The organism is Salinivibrio proteolyticus (assembly GCF_027286365.1).
Classification (GTDB): Bacteria; Pseudomonadota; Gammaproteobacteria; order Enterobacterales; family Vibrionaceae; genus Salinivibrio; species Salinivibrio proteolyticus.
This window is the reverse complement of the sequence record NZ_CP114584.1, coordinates 1902467-1918791: the sequence shown is the minus strand read 5'-3', so window position 1 is coordinate 1918791 and position 16325 is coordinate 1902467. Positions and strand designations below refer to the sequence as shown.

Here is a 16325-nt window from a genome sequence, read left to right as displayed (position 1 = left end):
TTCACACTATACTCCGGCGCACAGTCTATGAAGGGCACTGGACCAAGCGTCAGGCTTGCCCGGGGCATGGGATGGCGCCTTAGCCACTCATCTAGGCACGGCGCTACTTTTAATCGGCAGTATTAAATAACTGAGACGCCTTCTTTCTCGAGCATTTCGCGCAGGCGGATCAGCGGCAGTCCAATTAAGGTGTTGGGGTCGCGGCCGTGCATGGCATTAAATAACGCAATGCCCAATCCTTCGCATTTGAAACTACCGGCGCAATCTAACGGCAATTCTTTATCGATATAACGTGTGATCTCGGCTTCGCTGAGATCACGAAAGTCGACATGAAAGGGCTCGACATCGGATTGATGGTGGCCGGTTTTACTGTTAATGACTGCAATGCCGGTATAAAAAGTGACTTGCTTGCCACTGGCTCGCAGCAATTGCTCAATGGCCTTTTCACGTATGCCGGGTTTTCCGAGCACCTCTTCATCAATCACACAGACTTGATCAGAGCCAATGATCAACGCGTCACCATACAAAGGCATACCGGCCATGGCTTTCTCTAATGCGAGACGTTCGACCAAGTCAGTCGGGCGCTCATTTTCTTGCCGGCTCTCATCAATGGCGGGTGAAAATGCGGTAAAGGGTAGGGCGAGTTTCTTAAATACCGCTTGTCGATAAGGGGAACTGGATGCCAACACGATTTTAGGTTGCATGACATGTCCTTTCATGTATGTGAGTCTTTATGCGCACAAAAAGCTTGGTTTATCTTCATGTTTCAGTCTAACCTGAAAGTCGTCAACGTGCGATGTGCATGATGCAGTATGGCCGGATCTCGGCTAGAACCAAGGCGTTGATGGTAAGATGGTGAGAGGAAAGCCTTCTCACTCTCGTGATTCGTTGTGTCTTTTGCCAAGAAGACAACAAAGGGCCTGAGCACAGGCAACATTTTCTTTGACTCCAGCGCATTTGGAGGCTAATATTCGCGCCCTATGCAGAAGGTAAAGCTACCGCTGACGGTTGATCCATTCCGCAGTGCACAAAAGCGGCTTGACTACGATGGCATCGTAGATAAATCGCGTTTGGCGCGCCTCGGTGAGGCAGCCCAAAGCATTGATAGTGATGCTGAGGTCACGCTTTCTTTCGACATTGATGCCCAAGGGTTAAAAACCGTGTCTGGCCATGCGGCCGTCACAGTAAGTCTTGAGTGTCAGCGTTGTTGGGAATCGTTCTCCTATCGCTATGAAACTGAATTCGTTTATAGCCCGGTTTTCAATGAAGACCAGGTTGGCAACTTACCGGATGCTTATGAGCCGGCATTAGTCGACGAAAACGGTGAGATTGATCTGATTCAGCTCGTCGAAGACGAGTTGATTGTGGCCTTGCCACAGGTCGCCATGCACGAAGACACTGACTGCAAAGTGAGTGCTGACAACATGGTGTATGGGGAAATCCCACTTGCTGATGAGCGTCCAAATCCGTTTGCCGTACTAAAAAACTTAAAGCAAAGTAACGAGGAGTAGGGTCAATGGCCGTACAAAAGAACCGTAAAACCCGTTCTAAGCGTGGTATGCGTCGTTCACACGATGCACTGGGTACTCAAGCAGTATCAGTAGACAAATCTAGTGGTGAAACTCACCTGCGTCACAACGTGACTGCTGATGGTTTCTACCGTGGCCGCAAGGTTATCAACAAGTAAGGTTGAACCTTGACTGGGCTAACCATTGCACTTGATGCGATGGGCGGGGATTTCGGTCCCCAAGTGACAGTGCCTGCCTCCGTGCAGGCATTGTCTCGTTTTGCGGACCTAAATGTGATTTTAGTGGGCGACCAAGCACAAATTGTCGCACAGCTCACTCGATGCGACGCACAAAATCACTCCCGACTTTCCATCGTTCATGCCCCAGACGTGATCCCTAACGACATGCGCCCGTCAACGGCGTTACGCCGTAGCACTGGCACATCCATGCGTATCGCGCTAGATAAAGTGGCGCATGGTGAGGCAGACGCTTGCGTCAGTGCCGGAAACACCGGCGCACTGATGGCACTTTCCAAACACCTTCTAAAATTGCTTCCCGGCGTTGACCGCCCCGCGCTGGTGACCGCCTTACCCGGCGCAAACCAACAACGTAAATGGTTGTTAGATCTCGGCGCGAATGTGTCTTGCGATGCAGATACGCTGTTTCAGTTTGCGGTCATGGGCGCGGTGTTGGCCCAGGCAGAGCTCGGGCGTATGCCACGTATTGGCTTATTAAATATCGGTGAAGAAGAGATCAAGGGAAACGACTTGGTAAAGCGATGTGCCGATATGTTGCAATCTTGCCAAGCAGTGAACTACACCGGCTATATAGAAGGGGATCAAATATACACGGGCCAAACTGATGTCATTGTTTGTGATGGCTTTGTCGGTAATGTCGCGCTTAAAACCAGTGAAGGAGTCGCCAGCTTGGTGATTAACCAAGTAAAAACACATCTCAATCAGCATCCCATCAAGCGCTGGATCGCGAAATGGCTATTTTCTGATCTTTTTAATCAACTAAAACAGCTGAAACCCGACCAGTACAACGGCGCAAGTTTGCTAGGATTGCGCGGCATCGTTGTCAAAAGCCACGGACGCGCTGATATCGCCGCTTACGAAAATGCTATTTGTGAAGCGGTGCACGAGGTCGAACGGCAGATACCAACCAAGATAAGTGACCGTTTAGAGGCAGTTCTTCTCGAGAGGCATTAGTAGTCTTCATGTATAGTAAGATTTTGGGCACAGGCAGCTACTTGCCTGAACAGGTTCGCACCAATGCTGACCTTGAACAGATGGTAGAAACCAGTGATGAGTGGATTGTCACTCGCACCGGTATTAAAGAACGTCGTATTGCTGCGCCAACAGATACGGTTGCCTCAATGGCTTATCAAGCTGCTGTGCAAGCAATTGACATGGCTGCCATCGATAAACATGACATCGACCTGATTATTGTGGCGACCACCAGTGGTGAACGCGCTTTCCCAGCGGCGGCCTGTGATGTGCAAGCCATGCTAGGCATTCAAGGCTGCCCGGCGTTTGATATTGCCGCAGCCTGCTCTGGCTTTGTGTATGCGCTGAGTGTCGCTGACCAATACGTTAAAAATGGGCTGGCTAAAAATGCCTTAGTGGTAGGGTCTGATCGCCTTTCACACACCTGTGATCCTGATGATCGTTCAACCATCATCTTATTTGGTGATGGTGCTGGTGCCGTGGTGCTTTCTGCCGATGAAAATGATGGCATCTTGTCCACTCACCTCAAAGCCGACGGTAAATTTGGTGAGTTATTGAAACTTAAATACCCTGAGCGTGGTCAGTCCTTACCAGCCGATGAGGCTTGGCTGTATATGGCCGGCAATGAGGTATTTAAAGTCGCGGTAACCCAGTTGGCGAATATCGTGACCGAAACACTTGCCGCCAACCAACTCGAAAAATCAGACATTGATTGGTTGGTGCCGCATCAGGCTAATTACCGGATTATTAAAGCGACGGCGAAGAAGCTGTCGATGTCGATGGATCAAGTGGTGTTGACGTTAGACCGCCACGGTAATACGTCGGCAGCATCGGTACCGACCGCACTCGATGAAGCCGTACGGGATGGGCGTATTCAACGCGGACAAACCGTGTTACTCGAAGCCTTTGGCGGTGGTTTTGCGTGGGGTTCCGCGCTGGTCAGGTTTTAAAATTAATAGGAAAACAGCTATGTCTGCTACTGCGATTATTTTTCCCGGTCAAGGTTCACAAGCCGTAGGTATGCTGAGTGAATTGGCCGACCAATATGGCGTTGTGCAACAAACGTTTGCCGAGGCGTCAGAAGTCTTAGGGTACGATTTGTGGGCGCTTGTGCAACAAGGGCCAGAAGCGGATTTAAATGAAACGCATCGCACGCAGCCTGCGTTGCTGACCGCATCTGTGGCTATCTGGCGTGTATGGCAATCACAAGGTGGTGCAACACCGTCATTGCTTGCAGGCCATAGCTTGGGCGAGTACTCAGCCTTGGTTTGTGCAGGTGTATTGGACTTTAAAGAAGCCGTTAAGCTTGTCGAGCTGCGCGGTCAGTTGATGCAAGAAGCCGTCCCTGCAGGCGTAGGGGCGATGTCAGCGATTATTGGCTTGGATAACGATGCGATTGCGGCAGCCTGTGAGCAAGCAGCGCAGGACCAAGTTGTTTCACCCGTTAACTTCAACTCGCCTGGTCAAGTTGTGATTGCAGGTAATAAAGAAGCGGTTGAGCGTGCCAATGTACTGTGTAAAGAAGCAGGCGCTAAGCGTGCACTGCCATTGCCGGTGTCTGTTCCATCGCATTGTGCGTTGATGAAACCAGCTGCGGAGAAATTAGCGCAAGCACTTGAGCAGGTGAGCTTTAATACCCCTGACATCCCTGTGATCAATAATGCGGATGTAGAAACACCGACTGATCCAGCGGCGATCAAAGACGCTTTGGTACGTCAGTTATACGGCCCTGTTCGCTGGACAGAAACTGTGGAGCGTATGGCTGCAGAAGGCGTTGAGCAGTTACTAGAGTTTGGTCCGGGCAAAGTGCTGACTGGGTTAACAAAACGCATCAATAAATCGCTAAGCAGTGCGGCGGTTAATGATAGCGCGAGCTTAGCGTCTGCCAACGCCTAAGCGTTGAGCTGGCAATAACATTCTGTGACTGCCGACCGAGGTCGGCAGAATCAACTAAAAGGGTAACCGAATGAAACTAGACGGAAAAGTAGCGCTAGTGACTGGCGCGAGTCGAGGCATCGGCCGTGCAACGGCAGAGTTACTTGCTGAGCGTGGTGCCACTGTGATTGGTACGGCAACCAGCGAAAACGGTGCAGCAGCGATTAGCGACTATCTCGGTGAAAAGGGTAAAGGGTTGGCGTTGAATGTCACCTCACCGGAGTCGGTCGCTGAGGTGCTCGACACAATTAAAAAAGAATTCGGCGATGTTGACATTCTGGTTAACAACGCAGGCATCACGCGTGATAACCTATTGATGCGTATGAAAGACGACGAGTGGCAGGACATTATGGACACCAACTTGACGTCGATTTTCCGTTTATCTAAGGCGGTATTACGTGCGATGATGAAAAAACGCTGTGGCCGTATTATTAATATTGGCTCAGTGGTTGGTGTAATGGGTAATGCGGGTCAAGCAAACTACGCTGCAGCGAAAGCGGGTGTGATAGGCTTTACCAAATCCATGGCACGAGAAGTGGCTGCACGTGGGATCACCGTTAACACAGTTGCACCTGGTTTTATCGAAACCGATATGACCAAAGCACTGAACGATGATCAGCGTTCAGCAACATTGGCACAAGTGCCAGCTGGTCGTTTGGGCGACCCTCGAGAAATTGCTGCAACTGTTGCATTCTTAGCCTCTGACGATGCTGCCTATATCACAGGCGAAACATTGCACGTCAACGGCGGTATGTACATGATTTGATCTCTAACGTTGCAATCTCGAATGACACACGTCAAACTCCGATTGATTTGTCCCCAAATCGTGGTTTGACCAGCGGTGGGGGTCTTGCAACTTCCACATTAATGAATAAACTACAGCACATATCGCATCTGCGAATCTTGTAAGGACTAGTATTAATATGAGCAACATCGAAGAACGCGTAAAGAAAATCATCGTTGAGCAACTGGGTGTAGACGAAGCAGAAGTGAAAAACGAAGCTTCTTTCGTAGACGACCTAGGCGCGGACTCTCTGGATACCGTAGAGCTAGTAATGGCTCTAGAAGAGGAATTCGATACAGAGATTCCAGATGAAGAAGCCGAAAAGATTACCACTGTTCAAGCGGCTATCGACTACGTAGTTAGCGCTTCTGAGTAATCCCTGATTCCCACCAGGCGGTCTCCTTGACCGCCTGTGTTCTTTTTAAGCTATTCTAATTTCCAAACTTATATTCTCCGGAGAACATCATCGTGTCTAAGCGTCGTGTTGTTGTGACTGGCATGGGTATGCTATCACCCGTGGGTAACTCAGTTGAGTCGTCATGGAAGGCCCTGCTGGCTGGCCAAAGCGGTATTTCGGCTATCGAGCACTTCGATACCACCAACTTTGCCACTAAGTTTGCCGGCATGGTAAAAGACTTCAACTGTGAAGATTACATGTCGAAGAAAGATGCACGCAAAATGGACTTGTTCATCCAATACGGCATTGCTGCCAGTGTTCAAGCCATTCAAGACTCCGGACTAGCTGTAGATGACAACAATGCACACCGTATTGGTGTGGCAATTGGTTCTGGCATCGGTGGTCTTGGTCTGATTGAACAAAACCATCGTGCATTGGTGGAAAAAGGCCCACGTAAAATCAGTCCTTTCTTTGTTCCTTCTACCATTGTGAACATGATCGCCGGTCATGTTTCTATCAACTATGGCATGCGTGGCCCGAATATCTCGATTTCAACGGCCTGTACCACAGGTCTTCACAATATTGGTCATGCTGCTCGTATGATTGCGTACGGTGATGCCGACGCAATGGTTGCCGGTGGCGCAGAAAAAGCCTCCACAGAGCTCGGTATTGGCGGTTTTGCGGCAGCGAAAGCACTGTCAACCCGCAATGACGATCCGCAAGCGGCGTCGCGTCCTTGGGATAAAGATCGGGATGGTTTCGTGCTCGGTGACGGCGCCGGTATTATGGTGCTGGAAGAGTACGAACACGCCAAAGCGCGTGGCGCGAAAATTTACTGTGAGCTGGTTGGCTTCGGTATGAGTGGTGATGCTTACCACATGACCTCACCGAGCGAAGACGGCTCCGGCGCTGCATTAGCGATGGAAGCGGCGATTCGTGATGCGGGTATTACGCCAGACCAAATCGGTTACGTGAATGCTCATGGTACATCGACGCCTGCGGGTGACGTGGCTGAAAGTAAAGCCGTTCGCCGCGCGATGGGTGACGCAGCAGACCGTGTTCTGGTGTCTTCGACCAAGTCGATGACAGGACACCTTCTTGGTGCGGCCGGATCCGTTGAGTCGATTATCACTGCGATGTCATTGATTGATCAGGCGGTACCGCCAACGATTAACCTCGAAAATGTCGACGAAGGTTGCGATCTGGATTATGTTCCGCATGAAGCCCGTGACGTGAAAATGGATTACGCATTGTGTAACTCATTCGGCTTTGGTGGCACCAATGGTTCTCTGATCTTCAAGAAAATCTAATTGTACGCGTGTTGAGCGCAAAGTGATTAAAGATTTTGATATAGTAACGGTCCGATTTATCGGGCCGTTTTTATTTGTGGAGTGACGAGGCATCATGCAGTGGGTCAATGGACAACCGAGCGCAACAGTACCGATCACCGATCGGGGACTGCAATTTGGTGATGGTTGTTTTACCACGGGCCAGAGTGCTCAGGGTGTGCTGCAGCATGCTGATGCGCACTTCGAACGATTGATGTCGACCTGCCAACAGCTCGCGATCGATGGTGTCGATTGGTTACGGCTACAGCAAACGGTCGCTTACGCTTGTGCGCAGTCAAACCAAGAGCAGGTGGTCAAAATCGTGATCACGCGTGGGCAAGGTGGACGCGGCTACAGCCCCGCGGGGTGCCAGCAGCCAACCGATATCGTGACCCTTCATGCTTTTCCTCAGCATTACTATCAATGGCAGCAGCACGGGATTTCGTTGGCGACCACTGAAAGACAGCTGGGTGCCTCCCCGTTGGCAGGCCTGAAACATCTGAATCGGTTGGAGCAAGTGTTACTCAAGCGCGAACTTGACCAACGCAATAAGCAATCTTCAGCCACTGTCGACGATCTGGTGGTATGCGATCTGTTTGGCAACCTTGTCGAGACCACAGCATCGAATCTATTTTGGCGTCAAGGCGCCGATGTGTATACGCCCGCGCTGCACTATGCCGGCGTGGATGGGCTGATGCGTCAGCGCGTTATGGCGATGCTTGAGGAAATTCCTGGTTATCGCTGTCACTTGGTGCAACAGGGACCGGATGTGCTTGATCAAGCAGAGGAAGTCTTTATCACCAATACCTTAATGAAAGTGGTCCCTGTGAATCACATTGACCACATATTGTATTCTGATCATACGTTGGCAAGCGCATTACAGCAGAGGTTAAACGCGTGCTAAAAAAGCGAATATTCGGGCTGATCAGCCTATTTATGTGTCTGCTTGTCGCGCTGGCAGGCTGGACGCTTTGGCAGACAAAAGCCTATGTGGCGTCACCGTTAAATCTTGAGTCACCACAACTGGTGACGATTGCGAAAGGGGCGCATTATCATAAAGTTATCAATCAGTTTGAAGATAAAGGTTGGCTGACGGCGACAGTATGGGCCAAGGTAGCACCTCGGGTGTATCCTGAGTTGACAAGGATTCAAGCGGGTACCTTTCAAATTCAGCCGGGGCAAAGCTTAGGTGAGGTGTTCGCAACTTTACGTGAGGGGCAGCAATATCAAGATGCCATCACCTTTATTGAGGGAAGCACCTTCGCACAGTGGCGGTTACAAATGGCATCGGCACCGCATCTCGAGCAGACATTGACGGCGCTTGATGAAGCTGACATCGCCAAGCGGTTAGGGGCGGAGTACACCAAGCTTGAAGGCTTGTTACTCCCCGAAACCTATGCCTATGATGTGGGGGATACGGATTTGTCCTTGTTGCGTCGCGCATACCAAGCGATGCAAGCGTCGCTCGATAAGGCATGGCAAAATCGGGCCGATGACCTGCCGATCGACTCGCCGTATGAGCTGTTAATTTTGGCCTCCATTATCGAGAAAGAAACCGCGATCGATGCCGAGCGCACCAAGGTGGCTTCCGTCTTTGTCAATCGGCTGCGTCGGGGAATGCGTTTACAAACCGACCCGACGGTGATTTATGGCATGGGCGACAACTATGATGGCAATATTCGTAAGCGAGATTTACGCACCCCGACGCCTTACAATACCTATGTGATAAAAGGGCTACCGCCAACGCCGATCGCCATGCCGGGTATGGCATCACTGATGGCGGCGGCACAGCCTGCCACCACTCAATACTATTATTTTGTCGCGACAGGGAAAGGCGGCCATCAATTTTCTACCACGCTGGCCGAGCATAATCGAGCGGTGCGTGATTACCTAAAAGTGTTAAAGAGCCAATGAAGAACCATTTTATTGTTGTAGAAGGCCTCGAAGGGGCGGGTAAAAGCACGGCTATTGCAAAGGTGAAGCAGGTGCTACACCAACATGGCATCGATGACGTGATCACCACCCGTGAACCCGGTGGCACACCGCTGGCCGAGCAAATGCGTACCTTGGTTAAGCAAGGTCACCCGGATGAGCCTCTCACCGACAAAGCCGAGCTATTACTTTTGTATGCGGCGCGCGTACAGCTGGTAGAAAACGTCATAAAACCGGCTTTAGCGAACGGCCAGTGGGTGATTGGCGATCGCCATGATATGTCCTCGCAAGCCTATCAAGGTGGTGGCCGTGGCATGGATGCTGCGCTGATGCAAAGCCTTAAAGCCACGGTATTGGGGGATTTTGCGCCCTCGCTGACCTTGTATATGGATATTGAGCCTAGTCAGGGGCTTGCTCGTGCTCGCGGTCGTGGCGAACTGGATCGGATTGAAACCATGCAACTCGACTTTTTTGAACGGACACGAGCACGTTATTTGGCCCTTGCTATGGCGGATCCGAGCGTGGTGACTGTCGATGCGGGACAGCCACTCGACACGGTTTCTCGCAGCATTGAACAGGCCTTAACCCAATGGCTAACGACACAAAACACGCCATGAGTGACACAGTAACGCCATCTATCCCAGCACCGGAGGTGTTGCCTTGGTTTGCACCGATGTGGTCTCACTGGCAACACTTACTGACGCAACAACGTTTGCCGCATGCGCTATTGCTCGCGGCGCCAATCGGCAGTGGCCGTGGCGAGTTGGTAAGCGTGCTGGCAAAGACACGCTTATGCCAAACACAGACAGAGCAGTCTTGTGGGCACTGCCATAGCTGTCAGCTTTATGCAGCCGGCAATCACCCGGATGTACATTGGCTAAAGCCAGAAAAACCCGGCAAACAAATCAGCATTGATGCGGTGCGTCAAAGCCAGCGTAAAGCGACTGAAACGTCTCAACTGGGTGGCGCACGATTCATTATTATCGAATCGGCAGAAATGCTCGGTGAAGCTGCCGCCAATGCATTACTCAAAACGCTTGAGGAGCCACCCTCAGCCTGTCATTTTGTCTTGCTCAGTGATTCGCTAGACACCTTACTGGCGACAATCATCAGCCGTTGTAGCGTGTGGAAAGCTCCCCAACCGGAGATGCAGGTGGCTAAGCAATGGGTCGAGCAAGCATTACAGCGAGATGTGCCTTATCATGCGGTTGCGCTATATCGTGGCGCACCATTGGCGGCAAAAGAATTTGTGGCCTCAGGGGGATTGGATCATCACCATGCGGTTGTGACTCAGCTAGCGGACTACTTGGTCACACGCTCGGGCCTATTTGACACGCTCGACCAGTTGGTTTCACACTATCCCGCTTCATTGGACTGGGCCAGCTACTTTTTGCTTGATGTGATGAAGTGGCGTCAAGGGGCGACCAACGCGCTCATTCATCACCATCACCAACCCGTGGTAGTAAAAGTGGCTGAGGCGCTAGAAACCCATCAATTACACAGTCAGCTGCGCGCGCTACATCATATGCAACGGCAACTGACCAAGCATTCAGGGCTAAACACGGAACTTGTGATTAGCCAGTGGTTATTAACGATTGGAGAATAACGTGTTAATAGACTCTCATTGCCATCTCGACAAACTGGATTATGACGCACTACACCAGAATGTCGCCGATGTATTAGATAAAGCGAAGGCAAGGGGTGTCGATTACTTTCTCTCGGTGGGGGTTACGCTGGATAGCTTCCCCGCGATGTTGGAGATGATTCGTCCTTACCCCGAAGTCTTTGCTTCGTGTGGTGTGCACCCACTCGATATTGAAAACGGGTTCGATTATGACCGTTTAAAGGCCCTTGCCGCTGATGATCGTGTGGTGGCCATTGGCGAGACAGGATTGGATTACCATTACCAACCTGAGTTAGCCGAACAGCAACAAGAGATTTTCCGCCAGCACGTACGTTTAGCGGTAGAGCTTAATAAACCACTGATTATTCATACCCGCGCGGCACGTGAAGATACACTGACGATTTTACGTGAGGAAGGGGCTGAACGTGTGGGTGGCGTGCTACACTGTTTTACAGAGAGTTACGAGATGGCCGAAGCGGCTATTGAGCTAGGCTTTTATATTTCTATCTCAGGTATCGTAACCTTTAATAAGGCGACCGAGCTTAAAGAGGTGGTACGTCGTTTACCGCTAGAGCGCTTGTTGGTAGAAACTGACTCGCCTTATTTGGCGCCGGTGCCTTATCGCGGTAAGCAAAACCAGCCTGCTTATGTGCGGGAAGTTGCTGAGTATATCGCGCTGCTCAAAGGGGAAACGGTTGAGACGGTTTGTGATGTCACAAGCCGCAACTTTTTTGCGCTTTTTAGCGGCGCGAAAGCTAATTAATTCAAATAGCCCGGCAATAATGCCGGGCTTTTTCTTCTTTTGCCATTTCATTGGATATCGGGTGAGTAAAATAAAATCGTTTCACGCCGTATGATGCATGTAACCCACCTGATGACGTGCAGATACGGCTGTTATTTTTTGGTCAAAATCACGTCATATTGACGTCAAAGTCACCACACAGACAATGTCGTTATCGATTTTTGATTTGAATCAAAAACACCGTAAACGGTTGAAATTAAACAGTTAATAGGTGTTATTGCATCGCTATTACGCAATGTATTAATTCGTTACGTAAAATACCATATGAATCATAACCTCATGTTTTTAATGCTATTTACGATCTTTTGATTTTCCAATGGGGCACGTATGGGACACGCTTGCAAAGCGTTTGTTTAGCTTTTCAACCTGCACACCGCTCTGACTAGGCATAAACTTGCCATATGTTGTCATCACCATTCGCGCATCTTTATGACCCATCTGGCGAGCTATCCAACTTGGGTTCGCGTCTTCGGTCAACATCCAACAAGCATATGTATGTCTCGTTTGGTAAGGCGTCCGGCGTCGTATACCTGTTCGTCTCATGCAACTATCCCAGACGATTGCCAAGCCGTTTTTGCTGTAGTGGCTTCCAGCATTGATTTTTGGTGCTGCATTCCTTGTTGGCTTAAATACCCATCGACAATAGTCCTGTCTCTTCTTGCCGGGCTCACGGAGTAAGACCGTTACACTTTCTTCGGGCATCACGTAAGTAAGGGCCTTTTGCCGAGTCAACGCATCAATAGCAGGGCCAAGCAAGTTGATAGTGCGTTCACCGGCTTTGGTTTTTGGCACCTTAAAGTAACCGGCTACCGACAAATTACGACTTACTCTGATCACGCCTTCACTAAGATCAATATCTTCCCATGACAACGCGCAGAGTTCGCCGTGACGTAATCCGGTGTATACCGCTACTGTCCAAAGATTTCTCTCTTGTTCAGTAATGGAGGGATGATTAATCAGCGACAGGAATTCATCATATTCAAGTGGGTCCGGCTCGGTATCGTCACTACGTACTGGCTTGATTGTCTCGAACGGGTTTGAGTTTATATAGCCTGATAGGCAAGCGAAGCGCCACACCTCGGCGCACAATGACATGTAAGAGTTAACCGTCCCCGCTGAACGCCCCCTCTTATTGCTCCGATGGCTATAAAGGGTCTGGCCAGAAATGAGCTGGCTTCGTAGAAGCAACCCATCTTCATAGTTGACGTTAATGGCTAGCTTCTCTGGTTCAAGAATTTGAATACAGGTCTTGGCCACTGAACGCTTATTTCTCAGCGTTGTTATCGAGTAATCCGCTGCTTTTGCGTTGAGCCACTTCTCAAAGAGCTCCTCTACTGTCATTGATTTACTAACTGATGCCACATTGCCGAGCTCTCTCGCTTTCTTGGAATTTGGGAATCGTGCGAGATAATCAAATGTACCATCAGAGATCTCAGAGACGATGACGGCGCGCAACCGTCCCGCTTTACGAATATTAGCTGGCGTTGAGTACCAGCCTTTAAGAGTCTCCTTGCACCGTTTTCCTTTATACAAAAACCAGATACGGATTGATGTGCCACGTACTTCTATGCCTTCCGGTGTCATCACGCAATCCTCTGGTAGTTGTAGAACGATTTATCGATAGCTTTACGGTTGTATAGCACCTTTCTTGCATTGAGGCGTCCAGAAGGAGATACCTTGATGAACTCAACACCTTCAATCCAGACGTTGAGTCGAAATTCTTCTATGGTCTTCCTGCCAAGCCCGGTCAATTGACTTAGCATCTTTTCTTCAACCCAATCGTTGGGTTGCACTAGTTCTACCAGTGTGGTCATTTGGTCGTTACCTCGAAGAGTTGTAAAAGCCGTTTCCGGCCGTAGTCGTTGTACCAAAAGGTTTCGATTTGCTTTTTGCTATTGGCGGCCTGGTCGAGCCGCCACTCACCGAACTCTTGGCGTTTAAGTTGATTTGCATTGGCCACTCGGCCCACTTTCTGAGGAGAGACATCGATCTCTTTTGCTATGTCAGTTGCAGAGTAGTGGGGGAGTGTGATGACTGGCATATCCCAGCCAGACGCAATCAGGGCTTTGATTGCGGTATCAGATAGCCGACAAGCAGAGAGCAGGCCCAGTGCTAAGTCTGAGCTACAGTTTTCGCAGTATGAGTCGAAGCGTGTATGGGCAATGGCTTCGCTGGTTTGGCATCGAGTGCAGAGCATGGGCTACCTCCTTGGGCGAAGGTAAGCCCCGTCATGTGGTTATGGAAGGGGCTCTGATTTAGATTTCTCGAGATGCATTTCTATTACATTACAGGATCTTTGATGTTTATATTCATTTCATGTTTTTTAAAATATCTAGTAATGAATTATCGCAAAATGAAGATATCTATCATTTTTTGAAAGGTATAATGATTTATCTCTTAGCTTTTTTAGATGCCTATCACGTAACTATATATTTGTTTGTGTTTTCCAAAAAAATACGTTAATAGTCTATTTTTATAGTGAGACTGAGAAGTTCGACGTTCAATTCTTAGAATACGAAAATCAAACCTCACTAAAAGGATAATTGCTATGGATACAAAAATAGTCGAGCCTACTTCTCACGAGGATAATGCAACAAACACAAAGTGCGATATATGTGTTACAAATCAAAGTACGGTAGAACTACATAATGTTGTTGCTAAGTACTGGCAAAGTAACTCAATAACAGGTCATCCTGGAGAGAAATTAGCTATTGCTGATGGTATAACTCTAGATAAAAATGAAGAATCACCAATCGTAAAGAATGTATCTTATGATTCAACACCTAACCCTAGATATGATCATTGGAGCATATCTTTTGAATTCTCGGGGGAAAAATATCAATATAAAGACAAGCGATGCAATATAGCACCAGAAGATAATAATCAACTAGTCAAGGTGAAAGTTACTGGAAGCCCTAAAAAAGGCTTTAAATTTCATGTCGATATGCCTAAGTCAAGCAGTTGTTCTGGAAGTATTAGTTAGTAATCACGAAAATGAGGAGCATTTGCTCCTCATTTATACTTATCATAGCCTATCAAAAATTGAGCCTTTTTGAGGTGTGAATATTTTCTCATAAAATCGTGTTGCATAGTCATCTGTCATTCCCGATATAAAATCACAGATCACTCTTTCCTTCATGTGCCGATTTTCATTTTCTTCCAATTTTTCAAGTGTTACTTTTGGTAAAAATCGCTCAGGATCACTTGATAAAACTTCAAATAGCTCAACAACAAGCTTCTGCCCTTTAAACTCAAGTTGTTGAACATTCTCATGTTTTATTACCTTTTTATTCACTAGAGAGAAAATTTCCTCACGAAGACTCTCTGTTTTTTTGTCTAAAAAAACACCATATCTGAGTATTGGATGAGAGCAACCTGAACCATTATATTTTATCTTAGAGTTAGAGATCATTAGGTTGACAAGTGAACCGATTGCATTTTTTCTTCTATAGCTATCACTAAATAGATCTTCAGTTATTTCTTTATAAGAAATTCCAACTTTTTCAAAAGAATCTTTGTTGTGTCTGAAGTGATGCTTCCAGTCGTTTTTTGTTATCATTTTTAGAGAAAGAGCATCTTCTAAATCGTGTAGACTGTAAGAGATGTTGTCCGCCAAGTTCATTATAGATGCATCTAATGATTTATACCTGCTATCGCTATGTTTATCTTCGATATCATCTTTTTCAGTGAACTTTTTTATGTCCTCAGAGGAGAAAGGTTTGAAAATGAAATCTATAATATCCTGATCACAATCGTGATAGCATTTTGGAGGTTTTTGATATTTGGATTTAAACAGCCAGTTAGGCAGTCTAAAATCTTTATCTTGATAGAATGAATTGTTAACGACAGAACTGTATTTGTTTGGATACTTTAAGACGCCTAATAACATTCTTCTAGTTGGGTCCATGCCATATCCACGCTTGTATTTATCCAATTTCCCCAATATTCTTAATGTCTGCCCATTACCTTCGAAACCGCCATGTTCTCGCATACAATAGTTAAGAGCAACTTCTCCACCGTGGCCGAAAGGAGGATGGCCAATGTCATGGGCTAGGCAAATAGCACTAATTAGTGATGTGTCAGGCAAATATTTTTTTTGCTTTGGGTTGGTTTTGGATAAATTTAGGACAATACCTCGCCCTATTTGAGCAACCTCCATTGAATGAGTAAGCCGTGTCCTGTAAAAATCACTTTCACCCAGACCTAGAACCTGGGTCTTAGACTGCAATCGTCTGAATGCTGCTGAGTGGATTAGTCTTGCTTCATCTCTATCGTACTCGCTCCTAACATCTTGCGACCTTTTCTTTGTATCACCAGATCTCCTTGCTCTTAATTCCTTATCTGACCAGCCCATGCTATCTCCCTGAACTTTTGATATGTTTACAGAACCTTCAAAGCACTGTACCACCAGACATATAAAGAGACTGTCTCATTTGTTGGACTTTATGTGTTTTTTGGTTGACATTTTGTGTTGTGGATGGCGAACATACCGCATTCCATCAATATTGATAACCGCTGGCTGATAGATCTCGCCAGAGCTCTCTCCAAACGCAAGCCAGTTTTTATCGACGCCAATAATTTTGGATAGCGCCTCGATGCTGCTAAGCCGCGGCTCTGTTTTTCCCGTTTCAAGATCTAGATAGGTTTGACGGGCGCAGTCGAGCTGCTTAGCCACAGATACTTGAGTGAGTCCGGCGTCAATGCGCGCTTGATGTAGTCGTGCTGAAAATGGTGTGGTCATTGGTCGTTACCTCATGTAGGTCGTTTGAAAAGGGGCCGGAGCCCC

Annotated in this window: 20 protein-coding genes; 14 read left to right on the top strand and 6 right to left on the bottom strand. The window is 48.1% G+C overall.

The features are described 5' to 3' along the window. Positions 1–122 precede the first annotated feature (122 nt). Positions 123–704: a Maf family protein gene (locus N7E60_RS09195; protein WP_269597266.1), complete on the bottom strand. Its 582-nt coding sequence runs from the start codon at positions 702–704 to the stop codon at positions 123–125. Positions 705–980: 276 nt separating this feature from the next. On the opposite strand from N7E60_RS09195, the gene yceD reads away from it, so the two are divergent. The 13 genes from yceD (at position 981) to N7E60_RS09130 (ending at position 11500) form a co-directional block, all read left to right on the top strand. After that, on the top strand, positions 981–1511 hold the full coding sequence (gene yceD, locus N7E60_RS09190; protein WP_069589094.1) for a 23S rRNA accumulation protein YceD: 531 nt from the start codon (positions 981–983) through the stop codon (positions 1509–1511). Positions 1512–1516: 5 nt separating this feature from the next. Beyond that, positions 1517–1687, top strand: coding sequence for a 50S ribosomal protein L32 (gene rpmF / locus N7E60_RS09185; RefSeq protein WP_069589095.1), 171 nt, complete (start codon positions 1517–1519; stop codon positions 1685–1687). A gap of 9 nt (positions 1688–1696) precedes the next feature. After that, positions 1697–2719 (top strand): phosphate acyltransferase PlsX, encoded by a 1023-nt coding sequence (gene plsX, locus N7E60_RS09180; RefSeq protein ID WP_077456000.1) that lies wholly within the window; start codon positions 1697–1699, stop codon positions 2717–2719. Between the two features lie 8 nt (positions 2720–2727). Beyond that, positions 2728–3687 carry a beta-ketoacyl-ACP synthase III gene (locus N7E60_RS09175; RefSeq protein ID WP_069589098.1) on the top strand — a complete coding sequence of 320 codons (960 nt, stop codon included), beginning with the start codon at positions 2728–2730 and terminating at the stop codon, positions 3685–3687. A 19-nt stretch (positions 3688–3706) separates the two neighbouring features. Beyond that, positions 3707–4633: an ACP S-malonyltransferase gene (gene fabD / locus N7E60_RS09170; RefSeq protein WP_069589100.1), complete on the top strand. Its 927-nt coding sequence runs from the start codon at positions 3707–3709 to the stop codon at positions 4631–4633. Positions 4634–4703: 70 nt separating this feature from the next. After that, positions 4704–5438 (top strand): 3-oxoacyl-ACP reductase FabG, encoded by a 735-nt coding sequence (fabG, locus tag N7E60_RS09165; RefSeq protein ID WP_077455999.1) that lies wholly within the window; start codon positions 4704–4706, stop codon positions 5436–5438. Between the two features lie 157 nt (positions 5439–5595). Continuing rightward, on the top strand, positions 5596–5832 hold the full coding sequence (gene acpP / locus N7E60_RS09160) for an acyl carrier protein (RefSeq protein WP_002541727.1): 237 nt from the start codon (positions 5596–5598) through the stop codon (positions 5830–5832). Positions 5833–5924: 92 nt separating this feature from the next. After that, complete coding sequence (fabF, locus tag N7E60_RS09155; protein WP_069589102.1) at positions 5925–7163, top strand: beta-ketoacyl-ACP synthase II; 1239 nt, start codon at positions 5925–5927, stop codon at positions 7161–7163. A 94-nt stretch (positions 7164–7257) separates the two neighbouring features. Beyond that, a complete protein-coding gene (gene pabC, locus N7E60_RS09150) occupies positions 7258–8085 on the top strand; it encodes an aminodeoxychorismate lyase (RefSeq protein WP_269597265.1) in 828 nt (275 codons plus the stop codon). Positions 8086–8117: 32 nt separating this feature from the next. Then, complete coding sequence (mltG, locus tag N7E60_RS09145; RefSeq protein WP_408642348.1) at positions 8118–9095, top strand: endolytic transglycosylase MltG; 978 nt, start codon at positions 8118–8120, stop codon at positions 9093–9095. After that, positions 9092–9730, top strand: a complete 639-nt coding sequence (tmk, locus tag N7E60_RS09140; RefSeq protein WP_269597262.1) for a dTMP kinase — start codon at positions 9092–9094, stop codon at positions 9728–9730. The genes mltG and tmk overlap by 4 nt, the downstream gene beginning before the upstream one ends. Continuing rightward, on the top strand, positions 9703–10719 hold the full coding sequence (gene holB / locus N7E60_RS09135) for a DNA polymerase III subunit delta' (RefSeq protein ID WP_269597261.1): 1017 nt from the start codon (positions 9703–9705) through the stop codon (positions 10717–10719). Before tmk ends, holB begins: the two co-directional genes overlap by 28 nt. A gap of 1 nt (position 10720) precedes the next feature. Beyond that, complete coding sequence (locus N7E60_RS09130; protein WP_077639917.1) at positions 10721–11500, top strand: TatD family hydrolase; 780 nt, start codon at positions 10721–10723, stop codon at positions 11498–11500. A gap of 330 nt (positions 11501–11830) precedes the next feature. Here the strand turns inward: N7E60_RS09130 and N7E60_RS09125 are convergent, their stop codons facing one another. The 3 genes from N7E60_RS09125 to N7E60_RS09115 are packed head-to-tail and all read right to left on the bottom strand — an operon-like array spanning position 11831 to position 13736. Next, a complete protein-coding gene (locus N7E60_RS09125; RefSeq protein ID WP_269597260.1) occupies positions 11831–13123 on the bottom strand; it encodes a tyrosine-type recombinase/integrase in 1293 nt (430 codons plus the stop codon). Next, positions 13123–13353 (bottom strand): excisionase family protein, encoded by a 231-nt coding sequence (xisR, locus tag N7E60_RS09120; RefSeq protein WP_096629114.1) that lies wholly within the window; start codon positions 13351–13353, stop codon positions 13123–13125. The genes N7E60_RS09125 and xisR overlap by 1 nt, the downstream gene beginning before the upstream one ends. Continuing rightward, positions 13350–13736: a hypothetical protein gene (locus tag N7E60_RS09115; RefSeq protein ID WP_269597259.1), complete on the bottom strand. Its 387-nt coding sequence runs from the start codon at positions 13734–13736 to the stop codon at positions 13350–13352. Before N7E60_RS09115 ends, xisR begins: the two co-directional genes overlap by 4 nt. Before the next feature lie 351 nt (positions 13737–14087). On the opposite strand from N7E60_RS09115, the gene N7E60_RS09110 reads away from it, so the two are divergent. Next, on the top strand, positions 14088–14522 hold the full coding sequence (locus tag N7E60_RS09110) for a hypothetical protein (RefSeq protein ID WP_269597258.1): 435 nt from the start codon (positions 14088–14090) through the stop codon (positions 14520–14522). A gap of 42 nt (positions 14523–14564) precedes the next feature. Here the strand turns inward: N7E60_RS09110 and N7E60_RS09105 are convergent, their stop codons facing one another. Then, positions 14565–15893 carry an anti-phage deoxyguanosine triphosphatase gene (locus N7E60_RS09105; protein ID WP_269597257.1) on the bottom strand — a complete coding sequence of 443 codons (1329 nt, stop codon included), beginning with the start codon at positions 15891–15893 and terminating at the stop codon, positions 14565–14567. 75 nt (positions 15894–15968) lie between these two features. Then, positions 15969–16280: a helix-turn-helix transcriptional regulator gene (locus N7E60_RS09100; protein WP_269597256.1), complete on the bottom strand. Its 312-nt coding sequence runs from the start codon at positions 16278–16280 to the stop codon at positions 15969–15971. Between the last annotated feature and the right edge of the window lie 45 nt (positions 16281–16325).

Excerpts from the sequence above, each read along its gene's own strand:
- fabD (WP_069589100.1), top strand. The coding sequence starts at position 3,707 with ATGTCTGCTACTGCGATTATTTTTCCCGGTCAAGGTTCACAAGCCGTA.
- N7E60_RS09110 (WP_269597258.1), top strand. The coding sequence starts at position 14,088 with ATGGATACAAAAATAGTCGAGCCTACTTCTCACGAGGATAATGCAACA.
- fabG (WP_077455999.1), top strand. The coding sequence starts at position 4,704 with ATGAAACTAGACGGAAAAGTAGCGCTAGTGACTGGCGCGAGTCGAGGC.
- mltG (WP_408642348.1), top strand. The coding sequence starts at position 8,118 with ATGTGTCTGCTTGTCGCGCTGGCAGGCTGGACGCTTTGGCAGACAAAA.
- N7E60_RS09195 (WP_269597266.1), bottom strand. The coding sequence starts at position 704 with ATGCAACCTAAAATCGTGTTGGCATCCAGTTCCCCTTATCGACAAGCG.
- holB (WP_269597261.1), top strand. The coding sequence starts at position 9,703 with ATGGCTAACGACACAAAACACGCCATGAGTGACACAGTAACGCCATCT.
- N7E60_RS09115 (WP_269597259.1), bottom strand. The coding sequence starts at position 13,736 with ATGCTCTGCACTCGATGCCAAACCAGCGAAGCCATTGCCCATACACGC.
- xisR (WP_096629114.1), bottom strand. The coding sequence starts at position 13,353 with ATGACCACACTGGTAGAACTAGTGCAACCCAACGATTGGGTTGAAGAA.
- N7E60_RS09100 (WP_269597256.1), bottom strand. The coding sequence starts at position 16,280 with ATGACCACACCATTTTCAGCACGACTACATCAAGCGCGCATTGACGCC.
- N7E60_RS09105 (WP_269597257.1), bottom strand. The coding sequence starts at position 15,893 with ATGGGCTGGTCAGATAAGGAATTAAGAGCAAGGAGATCTGGTGATACA.
- rpmF (WP_069589095.1), top strand. The coding sequence starts at position 1,517 with ATGGCCGTACAAAAGAACCGTAAAACCCGTTCTAAGCGTGGTATGCGT.
- yceD (WP_069589094.1), top strand. The coding sequence starts at position 981 with ATGCAGAAGGTAAAGCTACCGCTGACGGTTGATCCATTCCGCAGTGCA.
- N7E60_RS09125 (WP_269597260.1), bottom strand. The coding sequence starts at position 13,123 with ATGACACCGGAAGGCATAGAAGTACGTGGCACATCAATCCGTATCTGG.
- pabC (WP_269597265.1), top strand. The coding sequence starts at position 7,258 with ATGCAGTGGGTCAATGGACAACCGAGCGCAACAGTACCGATCACCGAT.
- N7E60_RS09175 (WP_069589098.1), top strand. The coding sequence starts at position 2,728 with ATGTATAGTAAGATTTTGGGCACAGGCAGCTACTTGCCTGAACAGGTT.
- tmk (WP_269597262.1), top strand. The coding sequence starts at position 9,092 with ATGAAGAACCATTTTATTGTTGTAGAAGGCCTCGAAGGGGCGGGTAAA.
- acpP (WP_002541727.1), top strand. The coding sequence starts at position 5,596 with ATGAGCAACATCGAAGAACGCGTAAAGAAAATCATCGTTGAGCAACTG.